Source organism: Rhizobium sp. FG113, assembly GCF_057809895.1.
Genome location: NZ_JBMDKV010000024.1, coordinates 45,731 through 68,754, shown reverse-complemented (window position 1 = coordinate 68,754; position 23,024 = coordinate 45,731). Strand labels below are relative to the sequence as shown.

Below are 23,024 nucleotides of genomic sequence, written 5' to 3'. Positions count from 1 at the left end.
CCGCGCGGCGAGGGCGCGGAGTGGCAATCTGCTGGATGCAGCTTTCGCCATCCCGGCCGAATCGCCGATTGATCGTCAATCCTGCTGAGCTGGTATTGCCATCGTGCTGACCCGATGCCCGGCAGACATTGACCGTTTCGATGCATTGATCAGGTTCTCCCCGCCAATTGTTGTCGCCACCTCGCGAGGAGTAGCCCACCGTGGTGCCAGCAGGGCAATCCTCGTAGGTTTCATGACCAGGCTTTCCCGCCTTCGCCTCATGGCAGATGGGCCAGGAGAAGCCGGGTCTGGACATGGCGGTGATGAGTTTGCGCATTGGCGGCACGCAGTAGGAGATACCGTGCCAGGATGGGTTTTTCGATGCGGCGCACAGCAGAACCTGGCATCCCCATTCGGCGTCTTCGGCCTTTGCTGGCACCGCCGAAAGCGCGCCTATCAAGCCAGCGGACAATAACACGATCGCCTTCACAGTGCGTCTCCTTTGAGTGGCTTACTGGATTTGGACCCAGATGTTGTCGATTTTCGCGAACGACAGGGTGCCGGGCTGCGTCGTACCCGCGAAGGAACCGCTTGTTGTTGTGATGATGCCGGTACAGGTGACACCAGGTACGGCCTGACGAGGTTTGCACTCCGAGATACGGATCGTGCGGCCCGATTTGGCGATCGCAGCACTCGCTTGCCTGTCGTCGGGAAAGTCAAACGCCGGCTGCCGTTGAAGCTCACTCTCGAGCCGCGCGACCTCCTGTTCAAGTTCCACTATCGTGTCGGCCCGTACAGACTCGTTGATCGTGTACCCGCCAGCAGATCCCACGACGAAAGCAATGCCAGCGGCGATAAGCGATCCGTAGTCGAGCTTCTTCATCGGCAACCTCAATATCCTTCGATCCCGAGGCGTTTCAGGATCGCGATCGGATTGGTTTCACACTCCGATTTCCATTCGCGATGCTTGGCGCAGGCGTAGGCGTATTGGCTGAGGTCGGCCGAAGACAGGTCTGCAAGCCTGTTGCCAACCGCCTTCCATTGCTGCACGTCTGCCGGATCGCAACCAGCACCACCCGCGCCGCAAAAGTCCGGATCGCGTTGCTCGGTCTGGGTTTGGGTGGCGCCGTTCTGGGCGCCGGCGGCAAAAGGAGAAACAGCCAGTAGAATGGCAATAACGGTCGAAGTTTCGAAAGGGCGTTTCATTTAACCTCCGTGCACCTGCGTGAACGACAGTGCTTTGTCGGGAGTGACGGGTAGGGGAAGGGGAAGCCCCTCTTCTGTGGCTGACGCGGGGCCATCGGACAGATCACCAGGCTCTGGCGATGCATTGTAGAGCCAGGGAGGAGACAGGTCAGGCGACGACCAGATGCCGAAACCGAGCCCTCTCGCCCTTCTTTCAATATCGAAATAGGCAGGGACTTGGGGTTCATTACGATAGTTGAAGGCGTAGCCGATCCCTTCAGCGATTGCCGTCGCTGCCAGATTTGTCTCACCAACAAAACAATGCGCGATCAGGTTCTTGTTGCTGTCTCGACCTATTGGCGCGCAGTTGACGTCCTGGCCAAGCGTCCGAAGGATCATCCAGGCACGCGAGACCTGACCGACAGGCCATGTCACACCTTCGGTCGTTGCGTTCTGCGCCAGTCTGGGGGCTTCATATCCAGCCAAACGGATAAGCTGACGCGTTTTGACGAACTCGAATGTGGTGCCATCAATGACCTGAACCTTGCCGTATATCTGACGGGGAACGTCGGATGGGCGGGCTTGCGCCAGCGTCCCTGTCGGGATGAGAGCGAGGACAATCGTCGAGATGGTGGCAAGCTTCATCGCGACACTCCCGCTTGTTGCATCAGAACAGAGACAGGGTGCGGCATATCTGGATAGTCCCAAAGACCCGCGCGGGCGTTGCGGGCGCTTTCCTCAGCGACCCTATATCCGGGAACAATAACCTGGCCGGTGCTGTCGACTGCCGCAAATCCCCATCCTTGCGCGATAACGTAGGTCGCAAGATCATATTTGTGCTCCCCGGCAGTCGTCTGACATGCAACCACGGCATTGTTCTGGTCGACCATCTGAATGGTTGCGCAGACGGGCTTTGTGTCCCTGACCAATGCCTGCATCATGATCACGTTGAATTCACCGCAGTCGCGCGAGCTTCCCTGGGATACGGTAACGGCGGTCCCGCGAAGGCATGACTGGAGCCCATAGAGCCGATATCGTTGCCCGTTTGAGACCCAGCTATCGCCGGTCTCGAACTGTGCATGCGTCGGGAATGGTGCGAACGCGGAAGATGGCGGAAGCGCCACGTCTTCCGTGGCAGGAGCGTCAGCTTGCGAGGTCTGAACGGGGACGACGGGCAGCCAAGGCGGTTGCGTATGTGGAGCTTCACTGCCGGCCAGCATCGGCATTATGATGAAGCCTGCGTAGAAGCCGGAGACTGCGATCGTGGAAATAAGCATCAAGGTTCCGATCCGCATCAGTGCATTGTCGGATTGGCGCGGTAACGCTCACCGTAGGGATGGAAGAAATGGGCGCTGGCCCAGATACCGGCTTTCGCTCCTCGCGCGACTTGTTCCGCCCGAGCATATTCCGGGAAGATCGGCTGGCCAGTACGATCACGGAAAGCAAACGCTACGCCTTTGCTGATGAGTACCTCAGAGAGCGACCGCACCGTGTCTCCGTCCATAAAAAAGCATTCCGCATATCGTACCGTCGGCTGGCCGGAGTTCCGTCCAAGTTCATGGCAGGGGAATGCAGTGCCAGCGATAGCCTGTACCTCGCCGATGGTCGCCGTCATCGCTGCAAGTGAGATAATGGTACACGTGGCAATGACACCCGCATATTCGAGCGGCTCGGTCGACAGACAGCCTTGAACCCCTGCAAGTTTGATGATCGTTCCATCCGCTGCGAAAAATGCGCTGCCGCTCAACGCCGCTTTTGGGGTGACACTTTCAAGATCAAGTCGCGTTATGATCGAGGACGTGTCGAATGGTGTCGGCGATGCGGGGATCAGGTCTCGCCCCTGTACATAAGCCTGCTGGTAGTGGCTGACGAACTCTTCAGCCATGTCCGCCCTGACCGTCTCGGGCAGCGCGACCAGAGCACCCAAAAGGCTGTAAATGAGGCGGCGAGAAAATCGCCATGCGCCATTCTTCATGTTCGCATCCGTCACCTGTTGACTTTTTTGAACATGCACGAAATTGTACTGTAGTGCAAGTATGGAAAAGTTTTGAAAACTGAGATAAGGTCGTTCAAACGTTCGATTTGTATGTGGGGATAAGAGGATGGCGATGTATCGGAAGGCACTCACGGTCTTCACTCTTCCATTCCGTGCTGTTTGGTTGTTGATCCAGATTGCGTGTTTTTTACTGGTGTCAGCGGCATGCATTCTGGTTGCGGCCTTCGTCGGCTACTGGGTAGTCTTGACGTTTTCCTATGCCTTTCTGCCGCTTGAAACGACCGAGAACATTTGGCAGTGGGCTTCGGATCTCTATGAGCGATCGGCATGGTTCAAGGCTGCGACCATCACCGCATTCTTGCTGCTTATCCTGCCAATTCTCCGTTTCTGGCCGGTAAGAGATCCACTTACCGAGGCATTACGTGAGCGCGACATTATGCGGATCAATGAGGGGGTAATCGCAGCCCGACGTCAGGATGAAGCACTAGCAAAGCTTCGCGGCCGGTAAAGAACGCGTTTCCCTCTTGTCATGTGGAGAACGAAGGCAACTTGCCGAATTGAACGGATTTCGATCTTCCGCTTTCGAACTTGTGAGCGCGAGCGGGATTGGTTGATCGTAACATCGGCTTCGGCTCAAAGGGTGCGGATTTCATGACAGTCAAACCTCTCTCGCTCGCCATATCGACCTTCAAGGGCGGTGCTGGAAAGTCGACCCTGAACGTCAATCTTGCTGCGGAGTTCGCGCAGCAAGGTCACAGGACGCTTCTGATCGATTGCGACGAGCAGGAATCATCGACGCGCTGGTATAATGTCTCCATGAAGCGGGGGCTCTTGCCGACCGACGGAACGTTGTTACATTTGCGCGTAGCGCCCGGAGACAGGTTTCGTGAGCGGCTCGACAAGGCCCCAGAAGCGGACATCCGCATCTACGATGTCGGCGGTTACGTGCATCAGCGTGCGATCGAGGTTTACCACGAGTGCGATGCAATCCTCATTCCGGTCATTCCCGAACCAACAGCCGCGACGTCAGCCATCAAGGTGGCCACGATCCTGACCGAGATCGGCCGGAAGCGGGACAGGGGACCGATCCCCTACGCGGCGATCTGGAACTACATCGACATGATCGCCCTCAAACACAATCGATCCCTTCCCGAGGTTCATGCCATCCTGACGAGCGGCCGGATACCCATGGTCGAGACGGTCGTGCGCAAGAGCAATCATTTCAGCGATGTCGGGGCCGGTTATGGTTCCCTCTACTCCAAGCTTGCGGGCATCGCAGACAATCCGTCGTTGACGCCGTCGGCCAAGCGCAGGGCATCGGAAAGCGTGCTTGACGCAATCGATCTTGTGAAGAGGATCAACAACGAGTTCATCGGGCTTCTGCAGGCGGAGGCCGCCTAAACGATGTCGAGGGAAAGAACGCCTGCCGGAAACATTCTCGCCCTTGCCCGATCCCGCGAAGAGGAGTCTAAGGATGTTCTGGAGGCCGCGACATCGTATATGCCGACGACCATCGACCTCGACACACTCATGCCGGATGGTGATGCCCAAGGAGAGGAAACCGCACCTTCTGCGGCCAATATACCTAAGACCCACACCCCAGCCAGGCAAGAACGCAAGGAGAGACCTGTGGCGACCGCGCCCGCAAAAGCGGCTGGCGTGTCCGGCAAACGAAAACGGATATCGCTCTACATCGACGACGACGTGTTGACCAAGATTTTCCGAGTGTCGTTGGAGAGCCATGAGCAACTGTCCTCGGCGACGCACAGGCTCATCCTCGAGGCGCTGAAGGCGAGGGGGCTCTAGACCGCATGCGACACCCCCCCATCATGTTTCGTCTGCCGGATCACATCCTGAGCAATGTCGACGCACTTGCCGGACGGCTCGACGTCTCCGTCAACATCGTCGCCAAGCTGATCGTCACCAGGGAGATAATGCATGTTCCCGCAATGCTCGAAGAACATGATCGGCAAATGGCAAACATGCACCAGTTTCTGCGCGAACTTGCCTGGCGCAATGAGGAGTTGTTCGCGCAAGACGTCGGATTAGCTGAGGGGACAAGGTTGATTTCACAGAAGCTGGACGAGGTGATGGGGGCCATCGACGCCGTCCGCGATGCCGCCTTTGTTCGGCCGTCATCTTACATTGTCGAGCTGATCAGGAAACACGATGGACGAGGTCTTCAGAAATCCCTCGAAGTCTAGACCCGAAGGTCGACGACTACCGAGCTATCTTGAGTTGATCCAAGACGATCTGCGCCGACGTGGAGGCGGCGGGGGAGGAGGAGGGGGAAAACGACCGGCGGCCGGCCAGAGCAAACGACCGTCGACGAGACATGCTGGTGCTGCCTCGGCGATCAGTCGTGCTACAGGCAACAATGCAGTGGTGGTGAAGGTCCTTTCCTATGGTGCCGGCGCGGGTTCGGCCCATAACGTGCTTGCCTACCAGAGCAAGGAAGAAAAGGCGCTCGATCAGGATGGTCGCGAAGTATCGGATCTAAACCAAGCGGTGCGTTCATGGGAGAGGGATTTCGGCAATCGCAAGGGGAGCAGCGACGTGCTGCGTCTGACTTACGAGCTTGAAAAAGCCGATCGGGAAAGCGTAGGTCGCGCGCTTGCTTCGCTCGCCGCCGACGGTTTCCATGAAACCGGCGACACCAGCCGGACCTACGCTTTCAGTGTGAGCGATGGAGTGAGCGGTCAGACAAGAGTACATTTCGCACTCGTTATTGCTCATGAGAAGAAGGACAGGTCGGATCGAAGCACCGGCAATCGCATTCCAGGAGAACTCGATGTGGCGCATGCGATCGATGCACGCCTGGATGAAGCTTTCCGGAAAGAGGGGCTCACCCCGATCTCGCGATACCCCGCCGAGTTCTCGTCAGGCCCGAAAGGGCTAACGGCGACGCTGCACGCCATGCAGCGCAATGGCGCGGAGGTAACGCTTTCGACCACGACGCATGTCGAGGAGCGCCCTGGCAGGAGCGGACGTTATCTCCATGGCGCTGAGCGGCGCGAAATCACCACTGCTGATCACAAGCAACTGACGGCAGAAGGGAAAGTCGTTGGCGCTCTGATGCAGACCCGACAGCCGCGGGATTTCATGCACCTGTTGCTGTCAGGACCGGCAAATGTCGATCGCGAAAAGCTTATTGACGCTGGCCGTGATTTCCTGAGAGAGCAATTTTCAGGGCACCGCTATGCCTATGCAGTCCACAATCGCAACGATCTCGACAAGCATCCACACATGCATGTGATTGTCGCCCTGCGTAACTCCAATGGCAAAATGCTCAATCCGAACATCCGCGATTTTACCGAATGGCGGCTCCGTTTCGCCGACAAGGCTCGTGAACGTGGCATCCCGATCGATCGTCAAAAGCGCCTCGAGCGGGCCGGCCCGCCTCCCGTGAAGCGCTGGGAATGGGAGATGTTCCGGCGGATGGGAGCCACGGCCCCGAGCAACGTCGTCGACAAAGTCCTGGCGAAGATTCGAGATACACCGACTTCTCCCAGATTGCAGGATGCTCAAAAGCGGCTCGATCAGAGCCGGCGCTCAGTCGGACTCGTTCTGAAGATGCTGGACGGGATAGCAAAGGACCGATCCGCTCCCAGCACGGCGCGCGAACTTAGTCAGGACCTGTCTATAGGGCTCCAACGTGAATACCAGCGGCTTGAAACAGCCGTCCGTGCCGGTCGTGACCCAACAAACGAAAAAGGAGCAGAGCACATGCTAAGATCCACACCTATAAGCGCCGCCCAGGCGAAAGCCGCGAAGGAGACCCTGGCGAGCACCGCCGTTAGCCTGGCTACAAAGATTGCCAATCCATCCGATCGGCTGATCTTCGAGCACGCAACCAAGATCATTGGGAAAGTCGTTGGGCTCCAACTCGACTCACGTGTGGCCAAAAACCGCGATCGAGGTGAAGTCGGGAAAGACAAAAGCAGCCTTGATAGTTTGGCGACGAAATCTGCGGCCGGTCGAGATCACGTTGCAGAGCAGGGTGTCGTCAACAAGAGTTCGAACAACCGGACGATCGATCAAACGCGCATTGCCCGGTCCAATGCCGAGCACGACAGGCCCGAAGCCGATCGCGACCGTGACAAGACCCAACAACGTACGCGAGAGGCGCAAAAATCGGTCAAGCTTCGCGCTCCTCAGGAAAAAGATCGGGACCGCAGTCGCTGAAACGTTCTCCACCCTGCATCTAGGCTGAGCGACGCCGGTTCGAACTCAAGATTCTTTGGATCTCGTCGTTGAGCCATCGGGCTTCCATGGTTTCAGAGGGATAGGGAAATTGCGGGTTCGTTTCGAGCGGAGAAGGAACAGGTTGATCACCTTGCACCCCAAAATAGTGGATGCCGGTTACGCCCGCCTCACTTGCTGCAAGCAGTCCCGCGGCGGTGCTACTGACCAATATGGTCTCCTTCTTTTCGACACCGTACCATTCGATCGCACGCAACACCGTATTAGCGGTAACCCTGCGGCGCCGCCCATCTCGAACTTGAAGGAGCGCGGGTTCTTGCAAAAAAGTGCCCCATCGCATCCAGAAGTCCGGTACGGCGCCTCGAGTCTTCAATAGATCGTCGAGTATCCGGGTCAGAGCCACGAATTCAGAGCTGCCGTGGGTTCCGCCGTCCATGCCCCTTGTGTCCGAAATAAAGCCGAAACGAACCCCCGCCTCACGAAGCTGCTGCAGCATCTGGACAAACACGTTGCTGACATCCCCCAACATAAAGTCGCGGGTGGAATTATTCAGTCGCAAAAGGGTGCCATCTCGTTCAAAGATGACAAGGCCCGTTGAACCAATTCTTCGCAAAATGCTGTCGCTGATGTTCATTGCCTGGCGTTCAAAGCTGGCCGCCAGCTTTGCCTTCTCGAAACGAAAAACTTCAGTCCGTCCCTCCCGGTTCTGGTTGGCTTCCAGGAGTACCGGTCAAGCGGTCATGAGTGCTGGCATTTCGACTTCCCGCTTGGAAAACGAACGGCCCGAATACAAGGGGACGCTGACCTGCAGGCTTTGTTGCATTTGCGCCCGCACGCGCTGTGAGACCTCGAACACTCCACAGCACACCGGAAATCTGCCATAGCCATCTGCGCGACCGAGCTCATCGAACTCAGCTCCGGCGCGCTTGTACAATCTCCGCATTTGCGGTTCATAGTTCGAGATCAGGGTATCGATGCCGTTATCGAGGGCAACTTCGCAAAGCGCCAGAAGGAGCAGACAAAAGGCACGATCAGGACGTAGGTCAAGGAGATCGCGGTCTATTGCCTCTTCGTCTATGCACATACGTGTCCCTTCCCAGATTCCCGGTGCGATGAGATCGCAGGCATTGGGGAATGTCTCACGGAAGACGTCGTATAAAAGTGTGGGACCCGTCGTCGGCATGAGGCGGACCGATCCGTAGAGTTTCTCTGTGCTGTCATCACACCAGAACAGATAGGCAGGATGCAGATCGTCATATTGGTCGCGCTCGCAAGCGCCGGATACGCTAACCTTCCAGCATAATTGATCCGCGAACACTCTCTTGCGCAGTCGAAACGATTGATCAAGCAGATGCCGGTACCTGTCGAATTCGTGGGCTTGCACAAGAAGATACATCTTTGCCTCCATCGTTTGATGGTAAGCAACATGAAGATTGCTCGGATAACGATAAATACCCCAAGATGGTACCCCCAACTAGGGGTATTGCGAAAACGCCCATATTCGATAACGGCCGTCGCAAAGCCAGCAAATGTGTCTTTCATCCGCGAGCGTTTCGTCCGCTAAGGGAAAATGAGTGTTAGACCGTCCGGAAGCCGTTTCCCAGCAGTCAACTGGTTGACTGACTGCATCAGCGACTGCCTGTCGACGCGGAAATGGCGGTATAGATCGCGGATCGTTCCGGTTTGTCCAAAATGCTCGACGCCGTGGGAGATCGTCCGGTGCCCCGCAACGGCGCCCAGCCAAGACAAGGTCGCCGGGTGTCCGTCGATGACGGTAACGATGTCGCAGTCGCGAGGCAGGGGATCGAGCAGCGTCTCGATACGACTCCGCGCTCTCGGATTGCCGCGCGCGCGCTCCCTCTGCGCGGCCGTCCACCCGGCATTGAGACGGTCGGCCGACGTTACGGCGAGCACGCCGATGTCCCGTCTCGCTTCGCCGATCACACCGGCAGCGGCGATAGCCTCGTCGGCGACCGCGCCCTGATAGGCGATGACGACAGCGCAGTTCGGCCCCGGCTTGCGCAGCCAATAGGCGCCATCGATGGCGCCCTGCCGGAAGTCGTCGTCGACGCGCTTTACCGGTTGCTCGAGTGGCTTGGTGGTGAGGCGCAGATACACCGACCCGCCGGTCTCGTCGCGCAGCCATGTGCGCTCGTCCCTCTGTCCTTCACCGTCGCGCTGTAGATAGTCGAAAGCCCATTCCATGATGACGGCAAGTTCATCGGCAAAGGCGGGCTCGAACGCCGCCAGCCCATCCTGGCTCATGCCGATCAAGGGCGTTCCGATTGACTGATGCGCACCGCCCTCGGGAGCCAGTGTTACGCCCGAGGGCGTGCCGACGATGATGAAGCGCGCATCCTGATAACAGGCGTAGTTGAGCGCATCGAGGCCGCGGCACACGAAGGGATCGTAGACTGTGCCGATCGGTATCAGCCGCTTGCCGAATAGGGAGTGGCTGAGGCCGGCCGCGCCGAGCAGCAGGAAGAGGTTCATCTCGGCGATGCCCAGTTCCACATGCTGCCCCTTCGGCGTGAATTCCCATTTCGCGGTCGAGGGGATGCGGTGCTCGATGAAGGCATCCGCCATGGCCTCGCGGGCAAAGAGCTTGCGCCGGTTGACCCAAGGACCAAGGCTGGTCGTGCCGGTGACGTCCGGCGACGTCGTTAATATGCGAGCGGCCAGTTTGCTTTCGCCCTTGGCGAGATCGTCGAGGATCTTGCCGAAGGCGGCTTGGGTCGATATCTCGCGCGCGCTGTCGATTTCGATCGGCGGCACGTCGATGTGCGCGTCATCGTGGCGCCGGGGTCCCTTCGAGAAGAAAGGCACGTTCGCAAGAAACTGCTTCAGGCCGGGAATGTCGCCGACACTGGCGAACGGTTCCCACTCCTGCCCGGCGGCAATGCCCATATGCGACTGCCAGTCGGCGAACTGCTTGCTGTTCATCAGCCCGCCGTGGTTGTCCTTGTGACCGGCTATCGGCGTGCCCCAGCCCTTGATCGTATAGGCGAGGAAGCAGGTCGGGCGGTCATGGTCGATCCCGGCGAAGGCATCCGCCATCGTCTCCACGCAGTTGCCGCCAAGATTTTCCATCAAGGCGGCAAGCTCGAAGTCGCTGCGGCGGTCGATGAGAGAGGATATGTCGCCCTGGTCGCCGAGGTCGTCCATCAGGCGTTTCCGCCACACCGCGCCGCCCATGAAGGTCAGCGCCGCGTAGTCCTGGTTGGGGCACCGGTCTATCCAGTCCCGCAGCCGGTCTCCACCCGGCTCCTCAAAGGCCATGCGCTGCAGGGCGCCGTATTTGACTCGAACGACATCCCAGCCGAAGGCATCGAAAATTTTCTCGATGCGCTCGAACAGTCCCTCGCGAACGATGCCGTCGAGGGATTGGCGATTGTAGTCGATGATCCACCAGCAATTGCGCAGGTCGTTCTTCCAGCCCTCCTGCAGGGTCTCGTAGATATTCCCCTCATCGAGCTCGGCATCGCCCATCAAGGCAACCATGCGGCCGCATGCCAGATCGGCCCCCCATTCCTTCGCCCGAATGAAGTCCTGGACGATGGAGGCCAGCGCCGTGATGCCGACGCCGAGCCCGACCGAACCCGTGGAGAAATCGACATCATCGATATCCTTGGTTCGGCTGGGGTAGCTCTGCACGCCGCCCAAGCCACGGAAGTTTTCCATCTTCTCCCGCGTCTGGTTTCCCATGAGATAATGCATGGCATGGAAGACCGGCGAGGCATGCGGCTTGACGGCGACCCTGTCCTCGGGCCGGAGCGCCGAAAAGTAGAGCGCCGTCATGATCGACACCATTGAGGCCGAACTGGCCTGATGGCCCCCGATCTTGATGCCGTCGCCCTTGGGCCGGATATGGTTGGCGCTGTGGATCATCCAGTGCGACAGCCAAAGCAGTCGCTGTTCGATCGTCTTGAGGTGCAGGCGTCGGAAATCTATCATCGGTACGTCCACAACTGCGGTGAGGGTCGGGCTCGGAAAGAGAGCTCAGCCCTCCCTGTAGTAATAGCTGTAGCCGTTGAGCGCCGGCGCGCCGCCGAGATGGGCATAGAGCACTCTCGATCCCTCCGGGAAAAAGCCCTTGCGCGTCAGGTCGATCATTCCCTGCATCGACTTGCCCTCGTATACCGGATCGGTGATCATTGCCTCGGTGCGAGCGGCGAGGCGGATGGCGTCGTTCGTCTCCTCCGAGGGAACGCCATAGGCCGGATAGGCGTAGTCCGGATTGATGACGATCTCGTCTTCGCGAACGTTGCGCCCCAGGCCGACCAGTTCCGATGTATTGTCGACGATCGCCCGCACCTGCGCCCGGGTCTGGTCGAGCGTACCGGAGGCATCGATCCCGATCACCCGGTCGGCGCGGTCCTGCGCGGCGAAACCGACGATCATGCCGGCCTGGGTGGAGCCCGTGACGACGCACACGACGATGTAGTCGAATCTGAAGCCGAGCGCCTCTTCCTGTTCCGCGACCTCTTCGGCGAAACCGATATAGCCGAGCGCACCGTATTTGTGCACCGATGCACCGGCGGGGATCGGGTAGGGCTTGCCGCCTTGATCCTTGACGGACTGGATAGCGTCCTCCCAGCTCTTGCGGATGCCAATGTCGAAGCCGTCGTCGACAAGGCGGCTGTCGGCGCCCATCAGGCGGGTCATCAGGATGTTGCCGACGCGATCATAAACGGCGTCATAGTGTGGCACCCACTTCTCCTGGATCACCACGCATTTCATGCCGATCTTGGCGGCGGTCGCGGCGACCATTCGTGTGTGGTTCGACTGCACCCCACCGATCGAGACAAGCGTGTCCGCACCCGAGGCGATTGCGTCCGGCACGATATATTCCAGTTTGCGCAGCTTGTTTCCCCCCATGGCGAGGCCCGAATTGCAGTCGTCACGCTTGGCGTAAATCTGCACCTTTCCACCCAGAGCTTCGGTCAGGCGTGGCAGATGCTCGATCGGAGTCGGCCCGAAGGTGAGGGGGTAGCGTTCAAAACTTGCGAGAAGGGACATCGGGGGCTCCGGAAAGGGTGGATCGGTGTTTGCACGTCACCCACAGAGTAGTGTACCTTTGCTGAAAGGTGCTTCCGAAATCAGCCATTCTTATGTGGCCTATTGGATAAACGGGCGAATTAATGAACAGAATGATCTCGTCATAGGTAAAAATATGGAAGAATCTCTCAAGGGCATATTGGACCGTACGGATTTGCGCATCCTGCGAACGCTTCAGGCAGAAGGACGCCTGACCAATGCGGAACTGGCGACCCGGGTGAATGCCAGCGCAGCAACCTGCCATCGACGCACCCAGCGCCTATTCGAAGAGGGCTACATTACCGGCGTTCGTGCCGAAATCGCACCGGCGTCGGTTGGCCTCGGGGCACTCGTTATGGTCGGCGTCGTATTGGATCGATCGACCCCGGACAGCTTTGCCGCATTCGAGGGGGCGGTACTCGAACTGAAGGAAGTGCTGGACTGCAATCTGGTGGCTGGTGACTTCGACTATCTTTTGAAGATCCGCGTGCGCGACATGGCGGATTTCAACAAACTGCACGGCAACAAGCTGATCGCACTGCCCGGTGTCCGACAGACACGGACGTTTTTCGTCATGAAGAACGTCAAGGACAATGCGCGCCTTCCATTCTAAGGTTGGGTCACTTCACAGGTATGGCGGCGCCGCACCCCCAAAAGGATTGATCAGGCGCATCTGTATCGCCCGCGCGATGGTGAAGGTTATGGAGCCGCCTCCGAGTTTGTAGCGGGCTGATTTGATATAGGCGCGGATAGTATGCTCTGACAATTTTAACATGACCGCGATGTCGATGCTGTCCTTGCCCAAGGCCGTCCAATGCAGGCACTCGATTTCACGGCTCGAGAGTTGTGGAACCGGATCGTGTTCGCCGTGTAGCTGAAAGATAGCTTTATGATGGATGAGAAAGGCGACATCTGCCCATTCACTCCGGTATCGGCTGACGGTCTCGCTCCATTGATATGTAGACTGGTGTGAATTGATCGAGAAGAGTGCTCTGCGCGCCTTGTCGAGTATGGGAATAGAATAGCCGTTGGGACCGATCCCGTGCTTATAGGCATCCAGCAGGAAGTCTCGGGCATTTATCGGCACTTCAACTTCACGCCAGTCGAACGGCATTTGCCTGATGAGGCCCTCACGAAGTATCGGGTCGATTTTGACGTAATCGCGCAGCAGATAGCGGGAAACCCATGTCGGCCCGTAGGTGGTCCGGACGAACGGGGTGTCGACAACATCGGCCACCGTTAATGCGAGATGGTAGGTTACGAAGTCCAGACCATAGGCGCGCTGGAAGATTGGTAGGGCATCTTCGACGGTCGGTGCCGCTCCGACGTCTGCAAGAAGCTTTTCCACCCTGTTTGGTTGTTGCACTCCCATCAATCTTCCCCCTTGTGAGCAATCATTAAAGGTATTACATTTAACAAACAACCCTAGATTGCATAAGATAGCTTATGGAACTTTCCTCCATTTGGATTGTGATCGCTGTCTGGATTTTCGTGACCGGCATCGTTTGGGATGGCCACTGCACCACACCTTCCGGAACACGTTTGGAATCGTTAGCCGCGAACAGAACATGTCTAGCGCCGAGACCTGGGAGCCTGACATGTCGAATACAAAGCGGAAGGGGGCACCGCCTCGTGCACCCCCCCAACCTCTTCATTCATTTATCTTGAGCGGCCTTCCAGGCATCAATTCCGGCCTGGGCCACCGCTTGATCCTGTGCTGGTGTTCCAGACGAAACACCGATGCCACCGACGACCTCTCCGTCCCATATCACTGGCAGGCCTCCGCCGACGACCATCAGCCGGCCACCAATCGCGGCATTGATGCCGTAAGCAGGAGCGCCGGGCTGGCTGGCTGCGCCATACTCATGTGTCGCCTTTTTGGCAGCCGACGCAGTAAAGGACTTATCGATCGCGATCGTCGTGGAGGTGACTTTTCCACCTTCCATCCGCTCGAACGCAATCAACTGGCCGCTTTCATCTGTGATGGCTATGCACATCGGTACGCCGATTTCGGCTGCGTGAGCCGAGGCACCTGCGATCAAGCGCCGTGCATCATTGATATCCAATCTGGTCAGGGTCTTCATATACTCTTCCTCATTTCTGCTTGGCTATGCGACGCCAGGCGTGCAACAGCGGTTCGGTATAGCCAGATGGCTGCTCGGCACCCTTGACGATCAAATCGCGCGCAGCCTGGAAAGCTGGACCATCAAAGCTGGGTGCCATTGGCCGGTACGCAGGGTCGCCAGCGTTCTGGCTGTCGACCGCGACGGCCATCCGCCGCAGGCTCTCCTCAACCTGGGTGCGGCTGATCACGTCGTGCAGCAGCCAGTTCGCCAGGAACTGCGCCGAGATGCGCAGCGTCGCGCGGTCTTCCATCAGCGGCACGTCATCGATGTCCGGCACTTTCGAGCAACCGATCCCCTGATCCACCCAGCGGACCACGTAGCCGAGGATCGACTGGCAATTCAGATCGATCTCACGTGCGATCTGCGTCTCCGAAAGATTCCTTTTGCCCAGCAGTGGCGGTGTCATCAGCTTTTCAAGTTTCGCTCGTTCACGGCTCTTCAACTCGTTCTGGCGGGTTGCCACATCAACCTGGTGATAGTGGATGGCATGGAGCGTGGCTGCCGTTGGCGACGGAACCCAAGCAGTATTGGCGCCGGCATTGGGGTGGCCTCCCTTGACAGCGAGCATCTCTGCCATCGCGTCGGGCTTTGCCCACATTCCCTTGCCGATCTGCCCCTTTCCGTTCAAGCCCGTTGCCAAGCCTGTATCGACATTGCCGTCCTCATAGGCCGCAAGCCAATCGGACCCCTTCATCTCGTCTTTCGGAAGAACCGGTCCTGCTTGCATGACCGTGTGGATCTCGTCGCCGGTGCGATCCAGGAAACCGGTATTGATGAAGGCGATGCGATCCTTGAGTGCTCGGATGCATTCTCGAAGATTGGCGGACGTCCGGCGTTCCTCATCCATCAGTCCAAGCTTCACGGTGCCCTTCGCGAGCCCGAGAAGTCTTTCCACCGCAGCATATGTGCGGTCCGCAAAAGCGGCCTCGACCGGCCCATGCATCTTCGGCTTGACGATGTAGACGGAGCCTGCACGCGAGTTGCGCGGCCCTTCGGTCTTGCGCAGATCGTGGCTCGCGGCGGTTACCGTGACGATGGCATCAAGAATGCCCTCGGGCGTTTCCTTACCGTCAAGCAATACCGCATCGGTCGTCATGAGATGTCCGACATTGCGCACCAAGAGCACTGCGCGGCCAGGCAAGGTGAGCGTCGAACCGTCAGGAGCGATAAAATCGCGGTCAGGATTGAGGCGACGGGTCAGCGACTTTCCACCCTTCTCAAAGGTCTCTGTCAGGTCACCCTTCATGAGGCCCAGCCAGTTGGTGTAGACCGCGACCTTGTCCTCGGCGTCTACTGCGGCGACGGAATCCTCGCAGTCCTGGATTGCTGTCAGTGCGGCTTCCAATACAACGTCGCGCAGACCTGATGGGCTAGCTGCCCCGACGGGGTGAGACGGGTCGAATACCAACTCGATGTGAAGGCCGTTATGCCGGAACAGCAGGGAGCGCTTGTCACCTTCCTGCGTGTGACCGACGTAAGCCGCCGGATCGACGAGGCCACTCTCTTTGCCGCCGATTATTGCAATTGCCTTGCCGTCCGTGACCTGCCATGCCGTTACGTCTGCATGCTTACCCAAAGTCAGCGGAAGAGCTTGATCGAGGAATTCCGCAGCCTTTGCAACGGCCTCAGCGCCGCGCTTGGCATCATAACCCTTGCCTTCAGGCGTGCCAGGCAACGCGTCGGTTCCATAAAATGCATCGTAAAGCGATCCCCATCGCGCATTGGCAGCGTTAAGCGCGAAGCGTGCATTCATGACGGGAACAACGAGCTGTGGACCTGCGATACTCGCAATCTCGGGATCTGCCGGACCAGTTTCGACCTGGAATGCAGGACCTTCCGGGACGATGTACCCAATCTGCCGGAGGAAGGAGATCCAGACTTCATTGTCCCAGTCTTGATGCCGATGTTCTTTGAGCCAGCCGTCGATCTTGAGCTGGAATTCGTCACGCGCCTCAAGCAGCTTGCGATTCTCCGGAACGAGCTCTTTCAGGATCGTGGCGTAGCCACTCCAGAATTCCTCCGTTGAAATAGACAGGCCCGGAAGCAACTGCGTTTCAATAAAGTTCACAAGTCCCTGCGCAACCTTTAGACCTGCGCGTTCTGCATACTCCGTCATTATTCCACTCCATGAAAAACTTTTTGAAATCGAATAACGCCTCTTTCCCGCCGGTGGCCATATGGTCGATTAAACTTTTCCATCATACGGAACGAAACTTTGAAAATGAAAATCGGGCTCTCCATTGGAACTTCCGGCGTGTCAGCTTGGTTCGTCGGGTCTACATGACAACTAGGTCGATCCGCTCCTATCGGAGACGTAACGCTGCCCCGCATTTGGTGGAGAAATTCCGTTTACCCGGTCACCGGCTATCAATCATCGCGCGAGCCTTCTTTGTCTCATCGTCTACGCTCCTGGTTCCTTTTCGTGCATTCATGGAATGCTCTATTTCCTGCGGGAAAGGTGTAAGCCAATCCTGTGTCAAAGCCTGAAACGCATGTATCAAAAGTACCGAATCGCATAAGCTATGTAATTCGTTGCCGAAGCGATACTACATCCAAGTATTTTATGAGCGTATAGACTTGGATTGGTTTATTCAAATACGCGACAGCACCATCTTTAAGTGCCTCAGACCTGACACGATCGTTCTCACAAGATGTCACAAAGATAATTGGTGTTTTTCTTGCGCTGTTGTTGAGCTGTTTCTGAAGTTGTAACCCGCTCAATCCAGGCATATTGACGTCCAGAACGATACATCCTACCTCAGATTTTTTCGCAAAGTTCTGAAACTCTTCAGCAGACGAAAATGATCTGCAATAATATCCATACGACTTTAGAAAATCTTCCATTGATTCTCGAATGGAAATGTCATCATCTACTACGGCGACTAAACACTTACTATTCAAAGCATTAGCCTCTCATCTTCGGTATTTTATATTTATCGCTATTTTGCTACCTCCGGTACTCTGCCAAGATATAGGTTACGGCTGGAGGAGATTTCGCCAGGCTGATTGAACTATCTCCATCTCACTTGATGATAGACGTTGCATGGAAGTTGAACATCCATCTGGATGTCCGGGCATTTCAGCCCGGACTGCTTCGTCTAGCGGTTTTAGTTTCTCATTGGGCGGCCATCAGTTTCCACATCGGATCGATCGCATGATCACTCTAATCCTTCCGTCCAAACAGGCGGGCTTTGAGTGCCGCCCACAGAAGCCCCATGACACTCAGTGATTTCACGCCCTTGGCAGGTCCGCCATCACCCCGCAATGAAGCCTCCAGGTTCTCGACGAACACAGACGCGAGCCGATTGATGATGTCCAGAACAAGTCCGCCGCGGCTGAACTGCGCCAGCCTTCCGCTCAGACGCCAGGAAAGACCAACGACAATAACGCTGCTTGTATCGGTCAGGGGCTCTACGCTCCAATCGACTTCACCCGAGGCCGCAGAGCCCGATCCACTGTCCTTGCCGGCGCCTAACAGCTTGCCTTTGCGCGCCTCGTGATCGAGCGTAAACGACCCATCGCCATTGAATGAAACCTTCATTGGCCCCAGAGCCACGTTCATACGGCCGGAAAGGTTTTCACCCTCTACCGAGGTGATCTCCGCACCGGGAATGCAGGCGGCGACACTGCGCACGTCAGCAATTTTCTCCCAGACCTGATCCGCAGAGAACCCAACCTCTAGGCGCTTTTCGAGCGATGTCCAGCCCTTTTTCGATTGAGCTTCCAACTTCACAGGTGTTGCTCCAACCGACGGCGAAGCGCGCACCTCCTGCCGCGGTGGTGGTGTAACCGACCGAAGAGAGGACGGCGTCGTAGCGGTGGCTTCGACCGAACGTCTGTTCGGGGTGGGTTTACGACCTCGCGAGACTTCTTCCACCGCCTCCACGATCCCGACATAACCGGTGCAGCGGCAGATGTTCCCGGATAGTTCCTTGCGGATGGTTGCAGCGTCGACCTCACCTAATCTGGTCACAATATCATAGGACGTTATCAGCATTCCCGGCGTGCAAAAGCCGCACTGCAATGCGTGGTGCCGCGAGAAGGCGTCGCGGAGCGCCTCCATCGTTTCGTCTCGATCGAACCCCTCGACAGTCTGGATTTCCGATCTGTCGATGTCACCAGCGAAGCTGATGCACGAGCGCTGCGGTCTCCCGTCAACCATGATGGTACAGGCACCACAGACGCCCTGTTCGCAACCAATGTGCGTACCGGTCAAATTGAGATCTTCACGCAGCAATTCACAGACCTGAGTTCTCGCCTCTGCTTGCAAGAGCTTTTCCTGGCCGTTCACGACCAGTTTCAATTGATGGGTGCTCATTCAAATACCTTCCTCTTTCGAGAGAAGGGACAAACTCCTCTCAACCGCTACCATGACCTGCTGCAGGTGAAGACTGTCGAGGTGCGGAAGCAGCGATGGAAGTTCGTCCCTGATGACGGACCTTGCCGCAGCAGCTCCACGTTCCACCAACTCCGTTGACGCGTGTGGCAGGAAAACGGGAGGACCATCGACGGCTCCGGCGACAATCCGGGAGATTCCGCGTTTAGGATCGAGGATAGATGCCCCTATCGCCTTGGCGAATTCGCCTGTCTTGCGACACACCTTGTAGTAGCCCCACCTGGTCGCGTCGGAGAGCCGCGGCAGCTGAATACCGGTCACAACCTCGCCCGGTCTGATGTCAGGCATGAAAGTGCCCTGGACAAAGGTGTCTGCCGGCACGTGACGGGTCCCCTGCCCGTTACTGAGCAGGATCGTTCCACCGGCAGCCGCAATCGCGGAAACCCAGTCGGCAGCCGGATCAGCATGGGACAAGCTTCCTCCCATCGTGCCGCGATTGCGCACGGCGCGATAGGCTATTCCCGAGGCAACAAAGCTCAAGAAACCGGCGGTGAAATCCTCGAAGGTCCGATCCTCAATCTCCGCATGGGTCCATGTTGCACCCACGACAGCGTAGGTATCGTCCATCTCAAATCGCCGCAGCTCCTTGACATGCCGAATGTCGATCAGCGTCTTCGGCCGAGCGAGACGGAGGTTCAGCATCGGCCCGAGGGATTGGGAACCGGCGCAGATTTTCCCATCAAGCTCCGGATCTGCGACGGCTGCGACGACTTCAGCAAGGCTTTCGGGGCGGATATAATCAAACTGTGCAGGTTTCATTGCGCGCGCGACTCCTCGCTCTTGCGAATGGCGGAGAGTATCCGCTCGGGCGATGCCGGGATCTGAGTTACGAGCGCGCCGAGAGGCGACAAGGCATCGTTGATCGCGTTGACCAACGTGGCGGACGGAGCGATTGCCCCTCCCTCCCCAACACCTTTGAGCCCATGAGCGGAATAGGGTGACGGCGTCTCCATGTGTTCGATACGAAAGCGGGGCATTTCAGTGGGGCCAGGCAGCAGGTAATCGATCAATGTGGACGCAAGTGGTTGCCCATTCTCGTCATAGGGGCTCTCTTCGAACAGAGCCGTTCCGATGCCCTGCCCCGCACCACCAAACGTCTGACCGTCGACGATCATCGGATTGACCATTCGGCCGCAATCCTCGCAGATTGCATAGTCGAGGATTTCAACGAGACCGGTTTCGGCGTCGACCGCAATATAGGCCGCGTGACTGGCGTAGGAGAAAACACCGCTGTCAATTTCCGGCTTGTAGGCGCCTGTCGCCTCAAGACCGTCGCGGTTTACATCATCAGGGAGCTGATCGGGACGCTGATACCATGCCCTGCCGACATCCTCGTACTTGACACTCGCCTGTCCGGCCCAGATCAACCCATCGCGAAACTGCACATCCTCCACGGAAACTTGCAGCAGATGGGCTGCGATCGCCTTGATGCGGTCAGCAACGGTCTTGGCGGTCACGGATACCGCCCCGCCCGTCATGACGATGCCTCTGGATGCATAGGCACCGGTCGAAAATGGCGTTGTCGCCGTATCGCCCAAGGTCACCCGGATATCCTTGAAGGGGACGCCAGTCTGCTCATGCGCGATCTGGGCGAGTGTCGTCTCAAGACCCTGGCCAATCGTGTGAATGCCGGCCTTGACCTCCAGGGCACCATCCGGGGTCAACTTGACATGGGCCTGGTCGAAACCAGGGACCAGAGGCAGGCCCCACGTTGCGAAGACCTTGGTGCCGTGGGCGGATTGTTCAGTGTAAGTGGCGAAACCTACGCCGAGATAACGCCCTTTTTCGTCACGCTTCGGACCTTGGCGGATCTTGTCGAACCCAATCATCCGTTTAACTGCGAGGAGCGAGGCCGGATAGTCGCCGCTGTCGTAAAACTTCTTGGTGATGTTCGTGTAGGGCATCTGGGATGCAGCCACGAGGTTCTCCAACCTCACTTCCCACGCTTCTCGCCCCACTGCCCGGGCGATCGCATCGATCGTGAGTTCGATCGCGAAACATACTCCAGGTCTTGCAACCCCTCGATAGGGTGCGAAGGGAGGTTTGTTCGTCGCCACTGAGTAAGTGCTGCAACGATAAGCCTGAAGATCGTAGGGACCAGGCAGGTTGCCGCCAGCCTGGGACGCCTCAAGACAGGCCGAGAACGGCCACACCGAATATGCACCACAGTCAATCGCGACATCTGCATCGAGTCCGAGCAAACGACCCTTCGAGTCCGCGTAGGCCGTCAACTTATACTCGTGCTGGCGCGCATTGGCGCCGGCCGTCAGATGCTCCCGCCGATCCTCAAGCCACCGGAAGGCGGCTTTCTGGGTCATGGCAAGCCAGGCGACGGCAACTTCTTCCGGCATGAGCATACATTTGTAGCCGAATCCGCCGCCAACGTCGGGTGCGGCGACGCGTACCTGAGCCTGAGGAAGGCCCAGACATTCCGCCAAGCCAATGCGGATCATATGCGGAACCTGCGTCGATGTGTTGACGACGAGCTGTCCTGCCCGATAGTCCCACCAGGCGACGAGACCCTTGCCTTCCATCGGATGCATGACCTGGCGGGCTGTCGAAAGCTCGAGATCGACCTTGATCGGTGCTTCGGCGGCGACAGCGTCCAGTCCCTGGTCGAACGTCGTTTTCAGGAAGAGATTCCGATCCCAATGATCGTGTATCGGCTTCACCGCTTCGCCACGACCGCTTTCGCAGTCAACGATCGGATCGAGCTCTTCATAGTCAATTACCACAAGCTCGGCCAAGTCCTCGGCCTCGGCCCTGGTTGCTCCGACACACATCGCAACAATCTCACCCACGAAGCGAACGCGATCGGTCGCCAGCGACGGATAATCCGACTGCCGGTAACCGGGAATGGACGATCTGGTGGTGATGGGGGCCACGCCTTCGAGATCCTCGGCAAAGAAAACCGAATCCTCGAAACCCGCCGGCTTCTGCTTATTCGAAAGCAGAGCATGGGCAACCGGGCTTCGGACGAATGCAACGTCGCGCATGCCCGGAATACGGATGTCCCCTGTGAAATGTCCGCGCCCATGAAGATGGCGGACATCTTCCTTACGCAGGACGCTGGCGCCAATCCCTTCTGCATTCAGCTGGGCATTTGCTTCCGCTGCCATTGCCTGGCCTCCTTCACTACGGTGGTTACAGTTTGAAAATGCGTCGTGCGTTGCCGCCGCACACCTTTTCTTTTGTCTCATCGCTCAGCGTGCATGCCTCGATGAACTCTGCTGCGGCCGAGACGCTTTCGTAGGGATAGTCTACCGAAAACATCACGGCATCCTCACCCATTTCACCGAGAGCCGCCAAGAGGGTTGGCTCGGAACAAACACCCGAAGTCGTAATCAGGATGTTTGAGCCGAAATACTCGGAAGGTTTCCGGTCGAGAGAAATACCGTGGGAGTATACAGCGAAGCGGCTGTCAAAGCGCCAACGGAGAAACGGAAGCCCCTCGCCCATATGGCCGAGGATAATCTTCGCCGTTGGGAACCGATCGAATGTTCCGGAGAAGAGCAAGCGAAGGGCGTGAGTACCGGTTTCGACACCCCAGCCCCAGATGGCACCTGCCAGTTCGGGGTGACCGTTGAAGGCAGCAGAGCCACCAATCGGGTCGATTGGGTGAAGGTAAAGCGGAACATCAAGCTCTTCAAACGCCTCCCAGACGGAATTGTATTCTGCGCCATCAAGATAAGAGCCGTGGGTATGACCGTTGACCAGGGCGCCTTTGAAACCGAGTTCCAGTACGCAGCGCTTCAGCTCTGAGACGGCGGCTGCGGGATCTTGGAGAGGAAGCATTGCGAAGCCGGCAAAACGGCCCTGGCTGTCCGAAACCCGTTCCGCCAGGAAATCATTGGATTGCCGAGCAAGAGCTACGGCCGCACTCTTGTCCTTCTCCGTCTGAATTCCGGGGCCGGTCTGTGAAAGGATCATTTTTTCGATGTCATACTGATCCATTACGGCAAGGCGTTCACCGTCGAAATCGGACAGCTTCTTCCCGAGTTCATTCAGCTGGCTCTTCGACATCAGACTGGTAAAGGGCTTTGAATAGCCTTCGAAACCAGGCGTCATGAAGTGTTCTTCAAGTGCGATTTTCTTGGTCATC

At 57.6% G+C, this 23,024-nt stretch carries 24 protein-coding genes; 6 read left to right on the top strand and 18 right to left on the bottom strand.

Annotated features, from left to right (window positions below):
* The 6 genes from ACODTZ_RS32280 to ACODTZ_RS32255 form a co-directional block, all read right to left on the bottom strand.
* On the bottom strand, positions 1–469 hold a 469-nt coding region (locus ACODTZ_RS32280), incomplete at its 3' end, for a hypothetical protein (protein ID WP_489030913.1).
* Positions 470–490: 21 nt separating this feature from the next.
* The gene (locus ACODTZ_RS32275; protein WP_489030911.1) at positions 491–862 is read right to left on the bottom strand and encodes a hypothetical protein; all 372 of its coding nucleotides are present in this window, start codon (positions 860–862) and stop codon (positions 491–493) included.
* Positions 863–870: 8 nt separating this feature from the next.
* Positions 871–1,185, bottom strand: a complete 315-nt coding sequence (locus tag ACODTZ_RS32270; protein WP_489030909.1) for a hypothetical protein — start codon at positions 1,183–1,185, stop codon at positions 871–873.
* Complete coding sequence (locus ACODTZ_RS32265) at positions 1,186–1,809, bottom strand: thermonuclease family protein (RefSeq protein ID WP_142843474.1); 624 nt, start codon at positions 1,807–1,809, stop codon at positions 1,186–1,188.
* Positions 1,806–2,441 (bottom strand): thermonuclease family protein, encoded by a 636-nt coding sequence (locus tag ACODTZ_RS32260; RefSeq protein WP_489030907.1) that lies wholly within the window; start codon positions 2,439–2,441, stop codon positions 1,806–1,808. Before ACODTZ_RS32260 ends, ACODTZ_RS32265 begins: the two co-directional genes overlap by 4 nt.
* A 17-nt stretch (positions 2,442–2,458) precedes the next feature.
* Complete coding sequence (locus ACODTZ_RS32255; RefSeq protein ID WP_489030905.1) at positions 2,459–3,139, bottom strand: thermonuclease family protein; 681 nt, start codon at positions 3,137–3,139, stop codon at positions 2,459–2,461.
* Between the two features lie 127 nt (positions 3,140–3,266).
* Between ACODTZ_RS32255 and ACODTZ_RS32250 the strand changes: the two genes are divergently transcribed.
* The 5 genes from ACODTZ_RS32250 (at position 3,267) to ACODTZ_RS32230 (ending at position 7,345) form a co-directional block, all read left to right on the top strand.
* Positions 3,267–3,668 carry a hypothetical protein gene (locus ACODTZ_RS32250; RefSeq protein WP_489030903.1) on the top strand — a complete coding sequence of 134 codons (402 nt, stop codon included), beginning with the start codon at positions 3,267–3,269 and terminating at the stop codon, positions 3,666–3,668.
* A 143-nt stretch (positions 3,669–3,811) separates the two neighbouring features.
* Positions 3,812–4,561: a ParA family protein gene (locus ACODTZ_RS32245; RefSeq protein WP_333675137.1), complete on the top strand. Its 750-nt coding sequence runs from the start codon at positions 3,812–3,814 to the stop codon at positions 4,559–4,561.
* A gap of 99 nt (positions 4,562–4,660) precedes the next feature.
* Positions 4,661–4,966, top strand: a complete 306-nt coding sequence (locus ACODTZ_RS32240) for a hypothetical protein (protein ID WP_489030901.1) — start codon at positions 4,661–4,663, stop codon at positions 4,964–4,966.
* Between the two features lie 5 nt (positions 4,967–4,971).
* Complete coding sequence (locus tag ACODTZ_RS32235) at positions 4,972–5,364, top strand: hypothetical protein (RefSeq protein ID WP_489030899.1); 393 nt, start codon at positions 4,972–4,974, stop codon at positions 5,362–5,364.
* Positions 5,330–7,345 carry a relaxase/mobilization nuclease domain-containing protein gene (locus ACODTZ_RS32230; RefSeq protein ID WP_489030897.1) on the top strand — a complete coding sequence of 672 codons (2,016 nt, stop codon included), beginning with the start codon at positions 5,330–5,332 and terminating at the stop codon, positions 7,343–7,345. The genes ACODTZ_RS32235 and ACODTZ_RS32230 overlap by 35 nt, the downstream gene beginning before the upstream one ends.
* Before the next feature lie 19 nt (positions 7,346–7,364).
* Here ACODTZ_RS32230 and ACODTZ_RS32225 read toward each other — a convergent pair whose 3' ends face one another.
* The 4 genes from ACODTZ_RS32225 to ACODTZ_RS32210 all read right to left on the bottom strand — a co-directional run bounded on the left by ACODTZ_RS32225 (position 7,365) and on the right by ACODTZ_RS32210 (position 12,382).
* On the bottom strand, positions 7,365–7,997 hold the full coding sequence (locus tag ACODTZ_RS32225) for a hypothetical protein (protein ID WP_489030895.1): 633 nt from the start codon (positions 7,995–7,997) through the stop codon (positions 7,365–7,367).
* Between the two features lie 96 nt (positions 7,998–8,093).
* Positions 8,094–8,759: an acyl-homoserine-lactone synthase gene (locus ACODTZ_RS32220; protein ID WP_055972026.1), complete on the bottom strand. Its 666-nt coding sequence runs from the start codon at positions 8,757–8,759 to the stop codon at positions 8,094–8,096.
* Positions 8,760–8,923: 164 nt separating this feature from the next.
* Entirely contained in the window at positions 8,924–11,317 is a 2,394-nt protein-coding gene (locus ACODTZ_RS32215; protein ID WP_489030893.1) for a transketolase, read from the bottom strand.
* Positions 11,318–11,362: 45 nt separating this feature from the next.
* Positions 11,363–12,382, bottom strand: coding sequence for a 1-aminocyclopropane-1-carboxylate deaminase (locus ACODTZ_RS32210; protein ID WP_489030892.1), 1,020 nt, complete (start codon positions 12,380–12,382; stop codon positions 11,363–11,365).
* A 154-nt stretch (positions 12,383–12,536) separates the two neighbouring features.
* On the opposite strand from ACODTZ_RS32210, the gene ACODTZ_RS32205 reads away from it, so the two are divergent.
* Positions 12,537–13,013: an Lrp/AsnC family transcriptional regulator gene (locus ACODTZ_RS32205; protein WP_489030920.1), complete on the top strand. Its 477-nt coding sequence runs from the start codon at positions 12,537–12,539 to the stop codon at positions 13,011–13,013.
* 12 nt (positions 13,014–13,025) lie between these two features.
* Here ACODTZ_RS32205 and ACODTZ_RS32200 read toward each other — a convergent pair whose 3' ends face one another.
* The 8 genes from ACODTZ_RS32200 to ACODTZ_RS32165 form a co-directional block, all read right to left on the bottom strand.
* Positions 13,026–13,772, bottom strand: a complete 747-nt coding sequence (locus tag ACODTZ_RS32200; protein ID WP_489030890.1) for a helix-turn-helix transcriptional regulator — start codon at positions 13,770–13,772, stop codon at positions 13,026–13,028.
* Between the two features lie 283 nt (positions 13,773–14,055).
* Positions 14,056–14,484 carry a GlcG/HbpS family heme-binding protein gene (locus ACODTZ_RS32195; RefSeq protein ID WP_489030888.1) on the bottom strand — a complete coding sequence of 143 codons (429 nt, stop codon included), beginning with the start codon at positions 14,482–14,484 and terminating at the stop codon, positions 14,056–14,058.
* Positions 14,485–14,494: 10 nt separating this feature from the next.
* Positions 14,495–16,642 carry a malate synthase G gene (locus tag ACODTZ_RS32190; protein WP_489030886.1) on the bottom strand — a complete coding sequence of 716 codons (2,148 nt, stop codon included), beginning with the start codon at positions 16,640–16,642 and terminating at the stop codon, positions 14,495–14,497.
* Between the two features lie 404 nt (positions 16,643–17,046).
* A complete protein-coding gene (locus tag ACODTZ_RS32185; protein ID WP_489030884.1) occupies positions 17,047–17,427 on the bottom strand; it encodes a response regulator transcription factor in 381 nt (126 codons plus the stop codon).
* A 262-nt stretch (positions 17,428–17,689) separates the two neighbouring features.
* Entirely contained in the window at positions 17,690–18,844 is a 1,155-nt protein-coding gene (locus ACODTZ_RS32180) for a xanthine dehydrogenase family Fe-S subunit (RefSeq protein WP_489030882.1), read from the bottom strand.
* A complete protein-coding gene (locus tag ACODTZ_RS32175) occupies positions 18,845–19,681 on the bottom strand; it encodes an FAD binding domain-containing protein (protein ID WP_489030880.1) in 837 nt (278 codons plus the stop codon).
* The gene (locus ACODTZ_RS32170; RefSeq protein WP_489030878.1) at positions 19,678–22,041 is read right to left on the bottom strand and encodes a xanthine dehydrogenase family protein molybdopterin-binding subunit; all 2,364 of its coding nucleotides are present in this window, start codon (positions 22,039–22,041) and stop codon (positions 19,678–19,680) included. The genes ACODTZ_RS32175 and ACODTZ_RS32170 overlap by 4 nt, the downstream gene beginning before the upstream one ends.
* A gap of 25 nt (positions 22,042–22,066) precedes the next feature.
* A complete protein-coding gene (locus tag ACODTZ_RS32165) occupies positions 22,067–23,023 on the bottom strand; it encodes an amidohydrolase family protein (protein WP_489030876.1) in 957 nt (318 codons plus the stop codon).
* Position 23,024 lies beyond the last annotated feature (1 nt).

Coding starts and splice junctions, on each gene's coding strand:
- ACODTZ_RS32275 (WP_489030911.1), bottom strand. CDS start 862: ATGAAGAAGCTCGACTACGGATCGCTTATCGCCGCTGGCATTGCTTTC.
- ACODTZ_RS32270 (WP_489030909.1), bottom strand. CDS start 1,185: ATGAAACGCCCTTTCGAAACTTCGACCGTTATTGCCATTCTACTGGCT.
- ACODTZ_RS32265 (WP_142843474.1), bottom strand. CDS start 1,809: ATGAAGCTTGCCACCATCTCGACGATTGTCCTCGCTCTCATCCCGACA.
- ACODTZ_RS32260 (WP_489030907.1), bottom strand. CDS start 2,441: ATGCTTATTTCCACGATCGCAGTCTCCGGCTTCTACGCAGGCTTCATC.
- ACODTZ_RS32255 (WP_489030905.1), bottom strand. CDS start 3,139: ATGAAGAATGGCGCATGGCGATTTTCTCGCCGCCTCATTTACAGCCTT.
- ACODTZ_RS32250 (WP_489030903.1), top strand. CDS start 3,267: ATGGCGATGTATCGGAAGGCACTCACGGTCTTCACTCTTCCATTCCGT.
- ACODTZ_RS32245 (WP_333675137.1), top strand. CDS start 3,812: ATGACAGTCAAACCTCTCTCGCTCGCCATATCGACCTTCAAGGGCGGT.
- ACODTZ_RS32240 (WP_489030901.1), top strand. CDS start 4,661: ATGCCGACGACCATCGACCTCGACACACTCATGCCGGATGGTGATGCC.
- ACODTZ_RS32235 (WP_489030899.1), top strand. CDS start 4,972: ATGCGACACCCCCCCATCATGTTTCGTCTGCCGGATCACATCCTGAGC.
- ACODTZ_RS32230 (WP_489030897.1), top strand. CDS start 5,330: ATGGACGAGGTCTTCAGAAATCCCTCGAAGTCTAGACCCGAAGGTCGA.
- ACODTZ_RS32225 (WP_489030895.1), bottom strand. CDS start 7,997: ATGAACATCAGCGACAGCATTTTGCGAAGAATTGGTTCAACGGGCCTT.
- ACODTZ_RS32220 (WP_055972026.1), bottom strand. CDS start 8,759: ATGTATCTTCTTGTGCAAGCCCACGAATTCGACAGGTACCGGCATCTG.
- ACODTZ_RS32215 (WP_489030893.1), bottom strand. CDS start 11,317: ATGATAGATTTCCGACGCCTGCACCTCAAGACGATCGAACAGCGACTG.
- ACODTZ_RS32210 (WP_489030892.1), bottom strand. CDS start 12,382: ATGTCCCTTCTCGCAAGTTTTGAACGCTACCCCCTCACCTTCGGGCCG.
- ACODTZ_RS32205 (WP_489030920.1), top strand. CDS start 12,537: ATGGAAGAATCTCTCAAGGGCATATTGGACCGTACGGATTTGCGCATC.
- ACODTZ_RS32200 (WP_489030890.1), bottom strand. CDS start 13,772: ATGGGAGTGCAACAACCAAACAGGGTGGAAAAGCTTCTTGCAGACGTC.
- ACODTZ_RS32195 (WP_489030888.1), bottom strand. CDS start 14,484: ATGAAGACCCTGACCAGATTGGATATCAATGATGCACGGCGCTTGATC.
- ACODTZ_RS32190 (WP_489030886.1), bottom strand. CDS start 16,642: ATGACGGAGTATGCAGAACGCGCAGGTCTAAAGGTTGCGCAGGGACTT.
- ACODTZ_RS32180 (WP_489030882.1), bottom strand. CDS start 18,844: ATGAGCACCCATCAATTGAAACTGGTCGTGAACGGCCAGGAAAAGCTC.
- ACODTZ_RS32175 (WP_489030880.1), bottom strand. CDS start 19,681: ATGAAACCTGCACAGTTTGATTATATCCGCCCCGAAAGCCTTGCTGAA.
- ACODTZ_RS32170 (WP_489030878.1), bottom strand. CDS start 22,041: ATGGCAGCGGAAGCAAATGCCCAGCTGAATGCAGAAGGGATTGGCGCC.
- ACODTZ_RS32165 (WP_489030876.1), bottom strand. CDS start 23,023: ATGACCAAGAAAATCGCACTTGAAGAACACTTCATGACGCCTGGTTTC.